Raw genomic sequence first — 17,590 nt, 5'->3', positions numbered from 1 at the left:
TTTCCGGTGTATAGTTTGAAATGATATATGAAATTGTTAGTTAACTCGGTCCGGGTAATTGATAAAAAATCCCCCTTCAACGGTCAGGTAACAGACTTGCTGATCGAGGATGGGAAAATTAAACAAATAGGTGACCGGCTGGACGGAGCAGGTGCCCAGGTAATCGACGGCAATGGCTTGTGCGTTTCCGCAGGGTGGGTCGATATGCGCGTGCAGGGCCGCGATCCCGGTTTTGAGCATAAGGAAGATTTGCATTCCGTGCGGGAGGCTGCGTCGCGCGGCGGATTTACGGAGATCGTATTGCTGCCCAACACCCAACCCGTGACCGATAGCAAGGATACGCTGAATTACATTCGTCACAGCGGTTTCGGCGGACTGGTGACTTTGCACCCCGCGGCGGCGGTAACGAAAAAGGCCGAAGGGGTGGATTTTACCGAAATGATGGACTTGCATCAGGCGGGTGCCATTGCATTCACAGACGGCGAGAACCCCGTGCAAAATGCCGATCTGCTGCTTAAAACGATCCTTTATCTGCGGCCGCTGAATGCATTGCTCATCAACCGCCCGGAAGACCGCGAACTGACCTTGTACGGCCAAATGCACGAAGGTGTCACCAGCACGCTCTTGGGAATGAAGGGAATGCCCTCGCTTGCCGAGGAAATGATGCTGATCCGCGACCTCAAACTGCTCGAATACGCGCTTGAAAAGAATACCTACGACACGTCCGCGCCGGTGCTGCACGTTTCGCTGCTATCGACGGCAACGAGCGTCCAACTGATCCGGGAGGCCAAAGCGAAAGGTTTACCGGTTTCGTGTGACATTGCCGCGCACCAGCTTGCGTTTGAAGATAAAGACCTGCTCGGCTTTGATACCAACCTGAAAGTTAATCCGCCTTTCCGCTCAGCAGAAGACAATGCGGCGATACGGGAAGGCTTGGCGGACGGCACCATTGATGCCATTGTTTCAGATCATAACCCGCATGACGAGGAGAGCAAAAACCTCGAATTCGATCATGCCGATTTTGGTATAACCGGCCTGGAAACTGCATTTGCATTGGCAGCTATGCACAGCGGGTTGAATGTGGGCGATGTGATTGAGAAACTCACCACGCAGCCCCGGCATATTTTAAGGTTACCGGAAGTCGGAATAGCAGAAGGTGCCACAGCCAACCTCACATTCTTCGATCCGAATGCCGAATGGGTGTTTGACAGAAGTTATTCCAAATCAAAAAATACACCGTTCCTGGGACAGACGCTGAAAGGCAAGGTAAGAGGGGTGATCAACAATGGTAAACAGGAGTGGTTCCAATGAAATCGATTATAGCATATTTCAATAAACCTATTTTAAAAGTATCGCTGCTCTTTGGCGCAGCATTGGGCGTATTTGTTTTTTTATTCTTTGTAGGGTTGTATTTGGTGGGCGCGATGCCGCTTGGAGGGGTGAGGTCTCTGGATATGGGAGTTTACGCCATCCTCATTTTTAGTGGATTGAGATACTATCGTAAAAACTATGGAAACGGGCTTCTTCATTTGTGGGAGGCGCTTACTATGGGATACGTGATCACTTGCGTAGCGGCGATTATTAATGGTTGGCTTATCTATCTGTTTGTAACCTATATCGATCCTTCCGTATTCTCTGATTATATTTCTAATGCGCTGGACGTGTTGAATCAGGGCCGTAAGTCTCAAACGGGTTATTTGAGTGACAAGGAATTTCTGGACTTGTACCAAACAATAAAATTGAACAAGCCGTCTATTCTCATCAGCAATGAAATCACACAAAGGCTTGTCATGGCGATCATCCCGATCCTGGTGATTTCACTGATTTTGAGAAAACAGGATTATAGTATACTTCAAAACAACAAATCCTAAATCTTTATGGAAGAAAAAACCTCTACCGCCCGAATTGCCTTGAAATACGGCGTCCTTGCCGCTGTGGTGACGATGATCTATTCAACGATCCTCTATGTTTCCGGTCTTGGTCAAAACAAGGTTTTGTCTTCGCTCTCGTACCTGTTCATGATCGCGGCGATCATTTTCGCGATGAAGGATTTCCGGGAAAAGAACAACGGCTTTATCAGCTACGGCGAAGGGCTTGGCCTTGGGTCGCTTATGTCGGCGGTACTAGGCGTGTTGAGCTCTGCGTTTACGCTTTTCTACATGAAATTTATCGATAATACCTTGCTTTCCCAGGGGCTGGATCAGATTCGCGAGGATATGGAAAGGCAGGGCAAAGACGATGCGCAGATCGAACAGGCGATCGAAGTTTCGCAAAAATTCATGACGCCCGGCTTCGTATTCGTGATGGTGATCCTGGGCTATGTGCTTACGGGGTTCATTGTTTCGCTCGTGATCGCCGCCATTATGCGCAAGGACAAGCCGGTATTCGAGTAATGCATTCCTGAAATGATTTTATTAATCTTCCGATAGTGTTAGCAATCTTTCGCAAAGAGGTAGCCAGTTTTTTCAACTCCCTGATCGCCTACATCGTCATGGCGGTGTTTCTGACGGCCATTGGCCTCATTGTGTGGGTTTTTCCTGATTCCAACATCCTCGATTATGGCTATGCCGACCTGGGGTCGTTTTTCAGCCTGGCTCCCTATGTTCTCATTTTTTTGATCCCTGCCATTACCATGCGTTCTCTGGCGGAGGAATCGCGGAATGGCACGCTCGAATTGCTGCTCACCAAGCCCATTCGTAATATTGACCTCGTGCTTGGGAAGTTTTTTGCCAACTGGGTGCTGGTGGTGCTTACGCTGCTGCCTACATTGATCTACTATTACAGCGTTTACAAACTCGGTAACCCGGAAGGGGACGTCGACTCGGCGGCCGTAGCGGGCTCCTACCTCGGACTGCTGCTGTTCAGCGGAGTGCTGGTCGCGATGGGCATCTGGGCATCGTCCCTGAACGACAACCAGATCGTTGCCTTCATCCTCGGTGTATTTCTGGCATTCATCTGGTACATTGGTTTTGGAGCGATTTCGGGCATGTTCGGGGATGGTTTTGCGGCTAATCTGCTTTCAGGTATAGCCCTCGACGTTCAGTACCAGGCATTGGGCAAAGGGCTCATCGACTCCCGCAACGTAATCTACCTGCTCAGCCTGATAGCCTTCTTTATCTTCCTGACGCTCTGGCGTGTAGAGCGCCTTAGAAAGTGAATGGCGCGGGGGTGAAATCACCGTCTGTCGATCCATTCCCGTGCGCTGTTCGTATATGACAGAAAGCACACTACGATGAGAATCTCAGGCACACGGTCCGGGGCGCCAGCAATTCCCCCTTCTCTGGTAATCTCCTTCTTCTATCGCGACGAGGCAATAATTTGTTTTAGCCCGGCTCGCTATAAGGGAAATTTTATTAGATTGCCAGTAAGTAATTTACAATTAAAAGTTAAGCGACTCTTGGCTACCAGCAAGGTAAAATACTCGGAGGAGGAATTGGTGTCAGCTCTGAAAAGAAACGAGCGAAGCGCCTTTGAATTCCTGTACGACCATTACTCAGGAGCTTTGTTTAATATCATTTCAAAAACGTTGAAGGACGAGGAGAAAGCCGCAGATGTGTTACAGGAATGCTTTCTGAAGATCTGGAAGAATATTGCTTCCTATGATCCGGCGAAAGGACGATTGTTTACATGGATTATGAATATCGCCCGCAATGGTGCGATAGACGCAGTCAGGGCGGAGGGGCGCAAACCGGCCATGAATGATATAGAAGACACAGTGGTCCTCAATGAGAAGGATACGTACGAAGATTCACAGATTGTCAGTTCGGACATGAAGGCCATTATCGACATGTTAAGGCCCGAGCGAAAGATCCTCATCGATATGGCCTATTTCCAGGGCTACACGCATGAGGAAATATCGGAAGAACTGAGCATTCCGTTAGGCACCGTGAAATCGCGGATCCGGACCGCATTACAAGAGTTAAAACAATACTTTGCAGTATGAATATCCAAGCCTATATAGAGTCCGGTATATTGGAGGAATATGTATTGGGCACTGTTTCCCCTCAGGAGAAGCAGGAGGTGGAGTGTATGTCGCATATTTACCCTGAGATCAAGGAAGAGCTGTTGCGTACCGAAAGTGCATTGGAAGAATATGCGCTGAAACACCAGGCTACGCCGCCCCCTTCCCTCAAAGAGTCGATTTTTGCACAGATGAGCTTCGATGCTGCTGCGGAGGAAGATACAAAGTCCGAGGAACCAACCGATGAAAAGATAGTTTCGCTTGCCGATGGAACAGCCGTCGTGCAGCCAGCGGATACCGATGCGCGTGTGATCGATAATGCATTCGACCGCGTTGAAACGAAAGAAGTAACACCATTCTGGTCCAAACTGGCCGTTGCGGCTGCCGTATTGCTGGCAGTTTTCGCAGGATGGTCGGCCATGCAGATGACCGATTTGAAGAGTGCCAACAACAAAATGGCTGCCGAAGTGCAAAGTATGCAGGCTGATATGGCGGGCATCAGGAGCCAGGCCGAATACAACCAGGCACTGGCGACCTTGTTCCGCAGCCCATCTTACAAACACGTGCATCTGGCCGGATTGCCCAAGTCGCCCGAAAGCGCGGTATCGGCATTCTGGAACACGGCAACGAACGAAGTGCTGATAGACGTACAAAACCTCCCAGCTGCGCCTCAGGGCAAGCAATACCAGCTTTGGAGCATCGTAGACGGCAAGCCGGTGGACATCGGAATGATTGACAATGCATTTACAGGAAAAGTCCTGAAAATGAAAAACACCAAAGCCGGTTCCGCCGCATTCGCCATCACACTGGAAAAAGAAGGCGGCAACCCCACCCCGACGATGGAGGAGATGTATGTGATGGGGAAGGTGGTGTAGAGAAATGTCAGCCTGAGGAATGTCAGCCTGAACGCACGGGGCCGCCCGGCGGTCGAAGGCAGTCCGTACCGAGAGATGTAAGTACCATCGTGCAAGCACTTCGACTGCGCTCAGTGTGACAACACCGAGAGATGTGAGTACCATCGTGCATGCGCTTCGACTTCGCTCAGCGTGACACGGCACAAGAAACCAATTATATGAAGCGTAGCAGTTTTTTAAAAAGCATTGCACTTGGCGGTGCACTGGTTAATATCGACAAAGGTCCGGCTACACAGTCCGGACCTTTGTCGCGTGAAAACAAGCCGAAGGAAACATTGACCGCCGACCTCGTCATCGCTGGCGGCGGCCTCGGAGGTTGCGCAGCCGCACTGGCTGCGTTGCGCAATGGTCTGAGCGTAATCCTGACCGAAGAAACCGACTGGATCGGCGGCCAAATATCGCAGCAAGGCGTCCCGCCCGACGAGCACCAGTGGATCGAAACACACGGCGGCACGAAGCTCTACCGGCAGTTCCGGACGCTTGTGCGCGAGTACTACCAGAAAAACTACCCGCTCACCGCCGAAGCTAAAACCCGCAAAAACCTCAATCCCGGCGACGGCTCGGTTTCCAAGCTCTGCCACGAGCCGCGTGTGGCCGTTGCCGTGCTCACCGACCTGCTCAATCCCTACCTCAGCTCCGGCAAGCTGACATTGCTATTGGAACACAAAATCGTTTCAGCCGACGTAAAAGGCAACAAAGTACAATCGCTCACCGCCCTCAACCGCCGGGACAAAACCCAGGTAACCCTTACCGCGCCCTATTTTGCGGATGCGACCGAGCTCGGTGACCTACTGCCCATGACCGGCACCGAATACGTCACCGGCGCCGAATCCAAAGCCCAAACCGGCGAATTCCACGCCCCCGAAAAGGCTGATCCTGAAAACGTGCAGGCATTCACCGTCTGCTACGCGATCGACTACCGCCCGGGCGAAAACCACGTGATCGAAAAGCCGCGCGAATATGATTTCTGGAAGAATTACGTCCCCAAAATGGCCAAACCATGGTCGGGGAGGCTGCTGGACCTCTCGTACTCCAACCCCAAAACCCTGGAACCGAAACAGCTCGGCTTCCACCCGGAAGGTATTCCCACGGGCGACAAGCTGAACCTCTGGCTCTACCGCCGCATTATCAACAAGGCCAACTTCACCCCCGGCACCTACGCCGGCGACATTACCATCGTGAACTGGCCGCAAAACGACTATACCCTCGGCAACCTGATCACTTCCAGCGAAAAGGATTTCGACAAACATTTCGAGCGTGGCAAGCAACTTAGTCTCTCGCTCCTTTACTGGCTCCAAACCGAAGCCCCGCGCCCCGACGGCGGCAAAGGCTGGCCCGGCATCCGCCTCCGCAAAGACGTAATGGGCACCGAAGATGGCCTCGCCAAATACCCCTACGTCCGCGAATCCCGCCGCATCAAGGCCCTTTTTACCATCAAGGAAGAACACGTAGGCGCAGACCAGCGCGCGAGCATCACCGGGCAATCTGCTGGCGTGAAAGCCGCTGAGTTTGAAGACAGCGTGGGCATTGGCTATTACCACATTGACTTGCATCCCAGTACCGGCGGGGATAACTACATTGATTTCGGCTCACTGCCGTTTCAGATTCCTTTGGGCGCGCTGCTGCCTGTGCGGATGGAGAATATTCTGCCTGCTAATAAGAATATTGGGACAACACATATTACGAATGGGTGTTATCGGCTGCATCCGGTGGAGTGGAGCATTGGGGAGGCTGTGGGGTTGTTGGTGAAGTATGCTGGGTTGAAAGGTGTTGTTCCTCGGGCTGTGCGGGAGGATGTTGGCGTCTTGAAGGCGTTTCAGGAGTTTTTAGCAGGGGAGGGAGTTGAGTTGGAGTGGAGTTAAGCGTGGATAATTCCAAATCTTGTATAGTTAGGGTAATCTTAATAAATATTTGCAGAGGCTATTTTCTAACAACTACCTCCACTCGGTCTTTGGCAATGCATATGTTATTTTTGATTGCATAGCATTCAACATAATGGTGTCCAAGATATGCAGTTTTTTCCGGGTTATTAAGAGTTTTATGATCGGAAATCTCGCCTCGTGGTTCTGGTGCATTGTTGTCGTTCTTGACCTTCCATTTGGTGCTATCCTTTTGGAAATTACTATCTATTATTTTGAAGTCGATTCGATTATTTTTATCAACAATCCCATTTAAATTTTTGAGCCGTGCTCGAAAGTCGCGAAATCCATTCTGAGTCGCTATGAATCCATCAATACTAAATTCTAAGTGCGGATCGATTAGGGTAGGTATTTTTTGATCAAATAAAAATTCTTCTTGTTTATGACTTCGTCCATCCAAACCAGATTTAATTATTGTTTCAATAACGGAATTTTGGTCAATATTTTCAAGTGATATAAGAATTGATTCGGCAGATGATTTAATCATGTCTTTTTGCGAACTTGTTAAATCAAGCAAATAGTCATCAATAAATTTAGAACGATCTCCTCGATCCCTTATTGACGGGGATTGAATCTTTTCTGCAAGGGTAAAAAAAAATAGAATATCAAATCAAATGCATCAAATGTCATTATCTCTTTGCACATTTCCGTAATGATTTGCTCAATATGAAATGACTTTAAGCTAAACTCATCGTCAATTGATTTGCAATAATATTTCCATCCCTTTACAAATTTGACAGCTTTTCTGAAATCTGAATTTTGTTCGTTTATTTCAGATGCAATTTGGATATAGCCTAGGGGATCTGTTTTTATCCATTCTATTTCTTGCGGTTGTGCAAGATGTTGTTTGTAAAACATCTTGCGCTTATCACCACGCCTTAACTTGATTACTTCGGGCACATAGAAGGTGTATTTTCCAAATTCGTTTATCGTATCACGCAATGCAGGGACTAGGTCGACAGCAAATATTTCCGAATCATTTGATACAAATTGGAAAGTTATTGAATGGGTTTGAACCTGGATCTTGATGTTATGGCCTGTGGGGTTTTTATATTCGCGCCCAAATTTTTCAGCAAGGGTAGTGAGATCTTTGAAGGGAAGTATATTTGTTTGATGCCAATTTCCCATGATATATAAGACGTCAAGGTCATGGATTGGTCTAACAGATGTATAGCGGGGGTAAGATCCGATTTGCAAGCAGTTCTGGTTGCCCAATAGTTCACAGAAAGACTGATAAATCTTGCTTACAAACGCAATATCGCTTTTGTTTGGCGATAGATTTTCCTTAACGTAAGATCTCAGCAATCGATTTAATTCATCCTTAATCATGCGAAGACGTTATTAGAGAAACGAGAATGTCATTTATTAACCTTCCCCGTAAGTTTACAACAATAGTGTTTCTCATATTGGTAAACTGATTCATATGATCTTCGTTTATCCTTCCGGCGCTCTGTGGTAAGTATATGACTAGTGTATCGCTGTCTTTTTTTGTGCTGATGACTTGATCAATTCGGTCCGAGAATTCTGCATAGTTTAGCAACTTAACTGTGAATTTTTCTCCCTTATGAGTTGAGTCTCTTGTTATCTGGCAGATGTTATGCGCTTTAAAAAGCCCGGAGTCTGTCAAATAGTCTCGTAAACTGTTATAGTCAGTTTCTGCAAATATACCTATTTTCTTTCGAGATAAGTTTTTCCCTAGCCTCACCCAAACTGGTAAAACTCCAATCAAGATTAAGTAAAGTGAATAGAGTGCTGCGCATATTGAAAATATTGTAGCCAGTCCTCCCAAGATTGTAAAAACAGGGTTGTTGAAAAACAGAACTATGTCGTTCATAGTATAGCAATCATTCGGTGCCATTTATCAATTTCAAGTAATCTTTCTCGATCCTATCGCGGGTGAGTGTTTCTGAAATCTTTGCTGCAAATTGCCACCAGCGATTGTGATCCGAATATTTTTTTGATAACGCTGAGGCAGCATCTAGCCCAATTCCCGCTATACCAGTCGCGGTGCCAACTATTGGTATTATGGAGGCAATGCTTGTTAATGACGAGGTAATATCGATTGAGCCGCTTATTTTGTTTGAAATGGCCTCTCTGTTCATTGCTTCAACCATAGCTTTGTAGAGTGATATTTTGTCTAGGTTCCCATTGGAAAGTTCTGTGATATGTGACCTAAATGCTTCGCCATATCTTTTTACAGACTTTTCTTGTCTTAGAACGTAATATTCGTCTAGGCTGCTAATACTAAAATGTAGGCTTGAAGTTTGGAATGCAATTTTAATTGCATCTTGGTACGGAAGGGGACTTTTAGTTTGGAGATTTTCTATCCCTATAAATAGCTCATTTATCCTGCTACACATTTGCAGGTATATGGGTTTGGCAAAAATAGGAAGGTTGTATTTTTGACAAATGTAGAGTTGGTTTATTGCGTCACGGACTAGTTGTCCTCGAAGCGCTACTGGAATATTGATCAAGCACGACTCTATTAGTGGATCACTTAAAATACCTGCAACACTATCTTCGGAAGACCCAAAGTGAAACGACCAATCCCAGCTGCTCACAATTCCTAGATCCTTATTAAAGTACTTTTGCCCATCCCTAAATTTTTCATAGTCGGGAAGATATACATCAGCCGGGGCGAGATAGATTTCGTCGAACATCAAAGTTAGGCTTACCGTCTCATCTACTATCTTATGATGCTCATCACCGTAGAGTGTCGCGTAGTATGGGTGGCTTCCTGCATACCTCTCTTTGATTGATTGATTATACTGCCTTTCAGCATTGAGAAGCCAGAGCAACGCACCGGAATATGGAAATCCAAGGACGATTTTGTTATTGTGCATTATCAGTTAGAGGAGTTTAATATCACCAAGTAACTTGCGATTATTAATTCGCATTGATCCCTTTCTGAGACGAGCTAGCCAGTATTATTTCAGTTTCTTGTTACGCGTTTCAAGTAATATTAATAAATACAGAAAAGAACATCGATAAAGATTGTTCATCATAGGGCACCTTATGGTGTCACGCTAATGATAGCGAGCCGAAATTCATTGTATGACGAGCATTTCATCGATTTTTAGAAACGTCTTAGCATCTATCCTAATTAGTAAAGTAGATAATTATCTAAGAATCGGCTGTCAATTGTCTTAAAGCCGGACTTACTTTACAATCCCTAGAATAATAGTCTAAATGCAAAGTGCTACCAGAGCAATATTACACAAATAATATCATGTTTGCCAGAAATTTATATCCTTGGAATTTTAGTGAATTGGCAGACTATAAGAGCATATAGGGTATTAATTGGCTGAGAATGATCCAAACATTCATGAATGTTTGGATCATTATGTTCAGCTGCTTGGAAACTCATTTCATTTGGTTGCTTACCAGGGTGGTCTTATAACGCAAGCTAACGTCTATCAATCAACCTCTCCAACCGCCCCATCATCTCATCCTTCTCCTTCAACATCCGCTCATAAAGCGCAATCTTCTCCTCATGAAGCTGAATAATCTTATCAATAGGATGAAAAGTCGGATTGTTATTAACGGCATTGAGCATAGAGCTGTCATTGAACGTATTCGAAATAACATTCACCGCTTTTTCCTCGTCGAAATTTCGGAGCGCTTCCACGGGTATTTTGAGTATAGCTGATACTTGTTCCAGGATGTCGGAATCGATTTTTTCGCGCTGTTCGAGCGTGGAGATTCTTTGCTGGTTCCAATCGCTGCCGAGCTCGAAGGCCAAGAATTCTTGTTTGATTCCGAGCATTTCGCGGAACCGTTTCACGTTGCGGCCTTCGTGGATCTTCGGGTTGGAGGTAGTATGTGTCATACAGAAAGCGATTTCGTTGAAATGGCAATTTATATAAATCCGGCGGGAAGTCGTCGGGTAATTTACAGCTATTTCGGCGTAAGTTACGGGGGTGTATGTCTTGGGTACGGGTTGCAGGAATGCGTGCTTTACGGAAAATGTAAATGCACGATTTATACCACACTTCCGACACCGATCCCATGAACAAACAAACACACCCTATCGAACCCACGGATGCGACATTGCTGGCATATGGCCGCGAGGTAGGCAAGCTCCTGAGCAGCAGCAGCGCCGAAAGCTGGCGCGACGAACTCTGGACGATTTTCACCGGCTACATCATCTCCCTCAAAGAACAAGGCCACGCCCCGGAGCTTTGTGATACTTACTTTTCGTTTAAGGAGTTGATTGCGTTTTTTGAGAATGTGGAGCGGATTGGGCGAGGGGAGGCACTTTAATCAGATCGAAAATAATCGTTTTTCACAAAAATGATTATTTTATAATCGTTTTTCATGGAAATTAATTATTTTTCACAAACCTCAATGGAACCGAAAGCCAGGAAGTTATGCCGGAGAATAATCGTATTTCAGAAGAATGGCCTGAAAATAATCATTTTTCACAGCTTGTAACTGTTTTTCATGGAAGACAGGCTCTTGAAAGAGCTTTGCTTGTAGGTTACGGTGCCATTATAGAAAAGCTTGCGCTCAAATTGCCCTTACCGGACAAATTATCTTTAATAGGCACCCGCTACAAACAGTTGTCGGACGAGCACTGGAATGTGTTTACAGCAAGATACACCCCGTCAGATAGCCTTTACGGTCATTTGGTCTTCGCTTTGAAATATGAAGGGGTTAACTTACTATTCTTCAAAAAGTTATTCGAGCGCATCGGCAAGAACGAAGCCGAAGCGTTGGTGAGCATTGAACGAACGGGCCAGTACAGCCGACGAATATGGTTCTTGTACGAATGGCTGATGGACGAGCCGCTCGATATTCCGGATTTGAAGGAGGGGAATTACGTGGCGCTGCTGGATGGGGATTTACAGTTTGCATTGGAGAAGTCTGTCAACGTGCCCAGGCAGCGCATTCGCAATAATTTGCCGGGGACGCGGCAGTTTTGTCCGCTGATATTTAAGTCGGAAAAACTCAAAAACTTTATTGGAGAATCGCTTGAAAAGCATTCTTACGCGACTTTAAAAAACGTCCACAAGGATATTCTGGCCAGGACGTCGGCATTTCTGCTGTTGAAGGACTCGAAGGCATCGTTTTCGATTGAGGGCGAGAATCCATCGCCAAGCCGGGCTATGCTGTGGGGCAAGGCGATCGGGCAGGCCGGTGACAAGCCACTTACTTCGGAGGAACTACTGCGTTTGCAGCAGATAGTGATCGGCGATTCCCGTCGGATACAGCTAGGCTTTCGGACAGAGGGCGGGTTCATCGGTGAGCACGATAGGTCAACCGGAACCCCGATGCCCGATCATATTTCGGCGCGGTGGGAAGATCTGGGCGAATTAATGGAGGGGCTTCTTGAAGCTGCTGAGCTGATGGAGCAAAGGGGCTATCATCCTGTTTTGATTGCCGCGTCGATCGCATTTGGCTTCGTTTTCATTCACCCGTTTGTGGATGGCAATGGCCGGCTTCACCGGTACATCATTCACCATCTGCTTGCTCAAACCCGGTTCAGCCCGGAGCAGATGATATTTCCGGTTTCGGCGGCGATTCTGGAAAAAATAGGCGACTACCGGTCAGTTTTGGAGCATTACTCTCATTCCGTTCTTCCATTCATAGACTGGGAGCCGACTGTCGATCACAACGTCGAAGTCAAAAATGAAACGGCGGATTACTATCGCTATTTCGATGCCACCAGGCAGGCCGAGTTTCTCTTCGAGTGCGTTGCGCATACGATCTACCGCACGATTCCAGACGAAATCAAATACCTCGAACGATACGACGCATTCAAAAACTGGCTGGACGACCGCATCCCGATGCCGGATAAGATGGTGTCGTTACTAGTGGTTTTTTTATCCCAAAATGCGGGAAGGCTGTCACGCCGGGCATTGGATAAGGAATTTGCTGATTTGGAACATGAAGACATTCAACTGATTGAAAGTAAATACAAGGAAATATTTCAAATGCAGGAACCAGCCCGCTACATGATCGCGATACGGCCGACCGCCGAGATTGTGGAAGCGGTCAGGAAGATGAAACTGGCATTGAACCAGGCTGTCGGAGGGTTTTTCAACAGTGTGAATTCGGAAGCGCACATTACCTTGTTTGAGTTTTACGCTTACGAGCATGACTATCCGCTGCTACTCAAAGAGCTTGTGAATAAGACAGGCACGCTGCGTCCTTTTGAACTGGAATTCAATGGATTTAATCATTTCGCTACAAGCGGCGCGTTCTATATTGAACTCACCAGTGAATCTTCAAAGGCAATCGTTGAACGCTGCAACCAGCTTAAACAGGCATTGAATTCCAAACTTCTAAAAGACCACACCGAAGGCTGGACCGACATGTTCGAAAGCCCGCATATGACCATCGGCCGGCGGCTGCGAGCGGATTGGATTGAAACAGCCTATTCACTGTTTAATAGCTATAATACAAAGTTCTGGTGTGATTCCCTTGCTGTGAGAAAATTCAATGATGACCGAAAGCAGTTTGATGTGATAGATACATTGTCCATGCTAGCGAAAGGGGATATATTTTAAGCTGGCTGTAATGCGTTGTTTTGCAAAGGGCGGAAATGTTGAATCGTTTTACGCTCTACTGCTCTCTCGGCATGCCACAGATCGTAATTCCGTTGAATGTCCAGCCAGAATTCAGCGCTAGTTCCAAAAGCTTCGGATAAACGAACGCACATTTCAGGGCTGATCCCCTGATGCTCATTCAGGATGTTAGATAGTGTTTTACGAGTAATGCCCAAGCCCTTTGCAATTTCAGCCTGGGTGTAGTCGTGACCGGTCTCCTCTTTTAGTCCCTCGATAGTTTCCTTTATCAATGCCCCAGGGTGGGCTGGTCTCATGCCTCTTTTCATAATTTGCTTTGTTAATGGTAGTCCAGATAGTCGACGTCGAACACATCGCCGTCCTCGAATCTGAAAATAATCCGCCAGTTTCCCGACACATTCACTGCATGAAAGCCTTTCAGTTTCCCCGACAACGGATGTAACCTCGACCCCGGCGTGCCGATATCATCCAGTGACTTTGCAAATTCCAAACGTGTGAGAATATTACGAATTCTTATAATGTGTGCTCCGGGTACTTTAGTGGTGTCTTCGTCCTCAAAAAACAACCGTAACCCTTTGTGTCGGAAGCTTTTTATCATTAACACAAATGTAACATAGTACGTTACATTTGACAATAAACATTGGGCATTAAAAACAAAAAAAGACGAGCAGCCACAAACCGCTCGTCCCCCAAAATCTATTACCGTCGTCTTAAGACGGCGGCTAATGACTTACTTTTTCTCTTTCGCCTGCTTCAAGGCCGACGTCGTCAACCAATACTTAGCAATCATATTCGGCACCTCCCATTCAGGCAACTTTCCGGCTTTGAGATACTCCATATACTTGTTCGCAACCTGCGCGAAGTGCGATTCGTGACCGGTGTCGTATTTCGCTGGAATCACAACTTCCCAGCCTGCGGCGATCTTTTTCAGTTCTACACCCGGGAATTTCTCCTGAACGGATTTGAATGCCGCTGCAACAGCATCTTCGTAACCTTTGCTTTGGTCGGGAGACTCAATGTAGAGCACAGGCTTATATTTCTGGTCTTTGCCTTGGCGGACGACCAGGTTCGCTTTCGAGCCCTTCATGATCGAGTAATGCGTATCCCCGGTGCCTTCGGGTGCCTGAAAGTTCCAAATTACCGACACTCTGGCATGAACGCCTTTGAGGATATAGTTCAGCTCGCCATTCGAATACACATGTAGCAAAGTGTCTTTCACATCATTTTTAAGGAATTCCGGGTAAGTTTCACTCTTGGTAACCAGCTTAAACTGCGATGGCGTTAGCCGGGTTGCGGTGCGCTTCGTCGAGAGGAGTTGAATATCCTTTTTATAATCGAGGGATACATTTGGAAAACAGCTCCATTGCACCAGATCAACCAAATGCGTGGTCACGTCTACCATTCCTTCGCCTTGCTGATTGACGTCAAAAAACCAGGTAGGACGTACCAGCGGCTCGCCCGAAATGTATTTGAAGAAATGGTGCACGCTTTCTTTCAACACCGCAGGGTTGCCGGGCCCACCTTTTTGTAATTCACCAAAAATATCAGGCAGCAATGCGAGCTCGCGTTGCAGGGCGTTGGTGATCTCATAACGTTCGGTCATGATATCGTACAGGAGCACCTTGTTCTTGTCGGCGCTGGTGAATGCTTCTTTCAGCTTTTCAAAGCCCGGTGCGTCGATGGCCATCGGTTTGTCGGCGAGGACGTTGAGGCCTGCGTCTACTGATTTTTTGATGAAATCGGTCTTTTTCTGGTTGTTACCGGCCAGCACCACTACGTTGCCTTTTTTCTCCGAGATCATTTTTTCAAAGAAATCGGCGCCGGTGTAAACCTCTTCTTTCCAATGCGTTGGGTCTTCGGGGCGGGTGTTGTATTTCTCCACCTTGTCGAGGTAAGCCTTCACATCCGGGCCTTCGGACGCGTACACGTGCACGACGGAATCAACGTCGGCATACATGGATTTCTGGACCAGCGCGGCATGGAAGTGGCCGGGTTCGACCACGATCAGGCTCAGCGGCTTCTTCTCCTCATTCTTTGCTTCCTCCTTCTTCGAATTACATCCCTGATTGAATACCATTGCGCTCAATAAAGCGATTGTCAAGAGTTCTTTTCTCATTTGAATGGGTTGAGGTAATACATGCAAGATAGCTCCGGTGCGGAACTATGCCTGCGAGTATGACGAAATTTCTTTGAGCTTCCCTGAACTGGCCTTGTCAATGAAAAGGATCGCATTCGGATGCTGCCGCAGGATCGTCGACGGATAGGCTTCCTGAATGTCCTCGGCCACGGTATGGTAAATGGCCTGTGCCTTTTTCTCGCCAGGGACGATGCAGAAGGCGTTTTTAGCTTTCATTAAAGTAGGAATGGTGAGGGTCAATGCCGTTTGCGGCACCTCGTCAAAGGAGTCAAAGCATTCGTCGTTCACCTGCTGCTGGCGGCAGGCATCGTCGAGCTCCACCACTTTGACTTCCAATGGATCATCGAAAAACGCCACATGTGGGTCGTTAAATGCCAAATGTCCATTCTCGCCGATACCCAAGCAAACAATATCGATCGGATGCTCGCGGAGCAATTTCGCATAGTGATCGCATTCGTCCTGCGCATCGGTAGCGTTACCGTTGAGATAGGTAACGGAGCGAACCGGTACATGATCGAACAACCTTACTTTCAGGAAATGGCCGAAATTCTGCGGTGCATCGGCGGCGATACCAATGTATTCATCCATATGAAATGCATTGATCTTCTCCCACTGGATGCCCCGTGCTTCCCTCAGTGCGGCCAGAAACTCGTTTTGCGAAGGTGCGGAGGCGAAAATGATATTGACAGATTCCTGCATTTCCTGAATCTCCCGGATCTTGTCGGCAACGGCCCGGGCCGCGTTTTCGCCCATTTCCTGGCGGGTCTCGAAGATCTTAATTTCAAGCTGATCAACTTTCATTTTTTGTGGTAGTTAGTTTTCGGGTATAGCGTTATGGTAGACTGTTTTTCCTTTAATAATGGTCCTCTGAATGCGGATGTCCTCGTCGAAAATTACAATATCGGCATCTTTGCCGGCCACTAATGTGCCCTTGCGATCGTGTACACCCATAATGCGCGCCGGCGTGGCAGTGGCCATTCGCACGGCATCGAGCAGCGACACGTCGGCCATGTTCACCATCGTGCGCACCAGTCGGTCCGCCGTGGAAACGCTTCCGGCAAACGAAGTACGGTCGGGTAGCTTAGCCACGCCATCCTCGACGATTACTTTCAAGCCGTTTTTGAGCGAACCAAGCGTGCTTTCACCTTCGGGCATCCCGGCCGCCCGCATGGCATCGGTAATGAGCGCAATGCGGTCGGGACCTTTGATTTTGTAAATAAGTTTCAAAAGCGGCGCGGGCAAATGCACGCCATCGGCGATGATCTCGACATCCATATCGAGCAAAAAGGCGCTCTCGATCGTCCCCGCATACCGGAATGCATTCTTCCGCGTCACGCCCGACATGGCCGAGTACAAATGCGTCGCCAGCGTGTAACCGTTTTCGTAGGCTTCCAGTACTTCTTCATAAATCGCATCGGTATGCGCCACTGCCGCCAGAATGCCTTTTTGTTTTAATCTTTTCCCAAAATCAATAGCCCCCGGCAACTCCGGTGCAGCGCTCCAACGGGTAATAGAGTTGGAGTAGGCCAACACTTCTTCATACTCTGCGGGATCGGGATTGCGGATATAACGCGGGTCCTGCGCACCCCGCTGGCTTAATGCGAAATAGGGACCTTCCAAATGCATCCCGATAAACTGCGCGCCGTGGAAGTTGGTCGCATTGGCCTTTTCATAGAAATCCAGCGTTTCGAGCAAGTCTTTTTTTTCGGCAGTCAGTGTAGTCGGCACCATTGCAGTGGTACCATACTGCGCATGCGTCTCAGCAATCTTCAAAAACGCCTCAACACTCCCATCCATGAAATCATGCCCGCCGCCACCGTGAATATGCAGGTCGATGAAGCCAGGAGCGACATAATGCCCACTAGCATCAATCACCTCCGCATCCGCAAAATCCACATCCCGCGTTTCGATTCCGATGATGATTCCATCTTCAACCAGCACCGTCCCGTTCCGAATGTAGCGGTACGGGGTGACGATGGTTCCGTTTATGATTTTAACTTTCATTCTTTCATTCTAATGTTTGATGTTGCCTATTTGGCACATTTGTCACGCTGAGCAGACGGGGCCGCCCGGCGGTCGAAGCACATGCATGATGGCGCTTTACAGTATGGAATATCTAGCGCAGGTGT

The 17,590-nt window shown here is 47.6% G+C and carries 18 protein-coding genes; 9 read left to right on the top strand and 9 right to left on the bottom strand.

The genetic code is table 11. From position 1 onward, the window contains the following. Positions 1–27: 27 nt before the first annotated feature. The 7 genes from LZD49_RS15760 (at position 28) to LZD49_RS15730 (ending at position 6,737) form a co-directional block, all read left to right on the top strand. Complete coding sequence (locus tag LZD49_RS15760) at positions 28–1,311, top strand: dihydroorotase family protein (RefSeq protein ID WP_234668537.1); 1,284 nt, start codon at positions 28–30, stop codon at positions 1,309–1,311. Further along, the gene (locus LZD49_RS15755; protein WP_234668536.1) at positions 1,308–1,871 is read left to right on the top strand and encodes a DUF4199 domain-containing protein; all 564 of its coding nucleotides are present in this window, start codon (positions 1,308–1,310) and stop codon (positions 1,869–1,871) included. The genes LZD49_RS15760 and LZD49_RS15755 overlap by 4 nt, the downstream gene beginning before the upstream one ends. Before the next feature lie 6 nt (positions 1,872–1,877). Further along, a complete protein-coding gene (locus LZD49_RS15750; protein ID WP_234668535.1) occupies positions 1,878–2,393 on the top strand; it encodes a DUF4199 domain-containing protein in 516 nt (171 codons plus the stop codon). A gap of 35 nt (positions 2,394–2,428) precedes the next feature. Then, positions 2,429–3,157 (top strand): gliding motility-associated ABC transporter permease subunit GldF, encoded by a 729-nt coding sequence (gene gldF / locus LZD49_RS15745; protein WP_234668534.1) that lies wholly within the window; start codon positions 2,429–2,431, stop codon positions 3,155–3,157. A gap of 240 nt (positions 3,158–3,397) precedes the next feature. Then, complete coding sequence (locus LZD49_RS15740) at positions 3,398–3,943, top strand: RNA polymerase sigma factor (RefSeq protein ID WP_234668533.1); 546 nt, start codon at positions 3,398–3,400, stop codon at positions 3,941–3,943. Then, positions 3,940–4,836, top strand: a complete 897-nt coding sequence (locus LZD49_RS15735) for an anti-sigma factor domain-containing protein (protein WP_234668532.1) — start codon at positions 3,940–3,942, stop codon at positions 4,834–4,836. The genes LZD49_RS15740 and LZD49_RS15735 overlap by 4 nt, the downstream gene beginning before the upstream one ends. Positions 4,837–5,033: 197 nt before the next feature. Further along, positions 5,034–6,737, top strand: a complete 1,704-nt coding sequence (locus LZD49_RS15730; protein ID WP_234668531.1) for an FAD-dependent oxidoreductase — start codon at positions 5,034–5,036, stop codon at positions 6,735–6,737. 58 nt (positions 6,738–6,795) lie between these two features. Here the strand turns inward: LZD49_RS15730 and LZD49_RS15725 are convergent, their stop codons facing one another. From LZD49_RS15725 to LZD49_RS15710, 4 genes are all read right to left on the bottom strand, one after another. Continuing rightward, positions 6,796–7,311 (bottom strand): nucleotide-binding domain-containing protein, encoded by a 516-nt coding sequence (locus tag LZD49_RS15725; protein WP_234668530.1) that lies wholly within the window; start codon positions 7,309–7,311, stop codon positions 6,796–6,798. Positions 7,312–7,349: 38 nt separating this feature from the next. Next, on the bottom strand, positions 7,350–8,123 hold the full coding sequence (locus LZD49_RS15720) for a hypothetical protein (RefSeq protein WP_234668529.1): 774 nt from the start codon (positions 8,121–8,123) through the stop codon (positions 7,350–7,352). Between the two features lie 515 nt (positions 8,124–8,638). After that, a complete protein-coding gene (locus LZD49_RS15715; protein WP_234668528.1) occupies positions 8,639–9,637 on the bottom strand; it encodes a hypothetical protein in 999 nt (332 codons plus the stop codon). A 563-nt stretch (positions 9,638–10,200) separates the two neighbouring features. Next, positions 10,201–10,623 carry an XRE family transcriptional regulator gene (locus LZD49_RS15710; protein WP_234668527.1) on the bottom strand — a complete coding sequence of 141 codons (423 nt, stop codon included), beginning with the start codon at positions 10,621–10,623 and terminating at the stop codon, positions 10,201–10,203. Between the two features lie 143 nt (positions 10,624–10,766). On the opposite strand from LZD49_RS15710, the gene LZD49_RS15705 reads away from it, so the two are divergent. Then, positions 10,767–11,057, top strand: a complete 291-nt coding sequence (locus LZD49_RS15705; protein ID WP_234668526.1) for a hypothetical protein — start codon at positions 10,767–10,769, stop codon at positions 11,055–11,057. A 107-nt stretch (positions 11,058–11,164) separates the two neighbouring features. Further along, positions 11,165–13,306 carry a 2'-5' RNA ligase family protein gene (locus LZD49_RS15700; RefSeq protein ID WP_234668525.1) on the top strand — a complete coding sequence of 714 codons (2,142 nt, stop codon included), beginning with the start codon at positions 11,165–11,167 and terminating at the stop codon, positions 13,304–13,306. On the opposite strand, the gene LZD49_RS15695 is transcribed toward LZD49_RS15700, so the two are convergent. From LZD49_RS15695 to nagA, 5 genes are all read right to left on the bottom strand, one after another. Beyond that, on the bottom strand, positions 13,303–13,632 hold the full coding sequence (locus LZD49_RS15695) for a HigA family addiction module antitoxin (protein WP_234668524.1): 330 nt from the start codon (positions 13,630–13,632) through the stop codon (positions 13,303–13,305). The genes LZD49_RS15700 and LZD49_RS15695 overlap by 4 nt on opposite strands. A gap of 11 nt (positions 13,633–13,643) precedes the next feature. After that, entirely contained in the window at positions 13,644–13,922 is a 279-nt protein-coding gene (locus LZD49_RS15690) for a type II toxin-antitoxin system RelE/ParE family toxin (protein ID WP_234668523.1), read from the bottom strand. Between the two features lie 132 nt (positions 13,923–14,054). Next, positions 14,055–15,440, bottom strand: a complete 1,386-nt coding sequence (locus LZD49_RS15685; protein WP_234668522.1) for a putative oxidoreductase C-terminal domain-containing protein — start codon at positions 15,438–15,440, stop codon at positions 14,055–14,057. A 45-nt stretch (positions 15,441–15,485) separates the two neighbouring features. Then, the gene (locus tag LZD49_RS15680; RefSeq protein ID WP_234668521.1) at positions 15,486–16,262 is read right to left on the bottom strand and encodes a glucosamine-6-phosphate deaminase; all 777 of its coding nucleotides are present in this window, start codon (positions 16,260–16,262) and stop codon (positions 15,486–15,488) included. Positions 16,263–16,274: 12 nt separating this feature from the next. Then, positions 16,275–17,465 (bottom strand): N-acetylglucosamine-6-phosphate deacetylase, encoded by a 1,191-nt coding sequence (gene nagA, locus LZD49_RS15675; RefSeq protein ID WP_234668520.1) that lies wholly within the window; start codon positions 17,463–17,465, stop codon positions 16,275–16,277. Positions 17,466–17,590: the final 125 nt, after the last annotated feature.

The organism is Dyadobacter sp. CY261, assembly GCF_021440085.1.
GTDB lineage: Bacteria > Bacteroidota > Bacteroidia > Cytophagales > Spirosomataceae > Dyadobacter.
The sequence above is the reverse complement of the archived record's forward strand: the minus strand, read 5'-3'. Positions and strand labels throughout refer to the sequence as shown.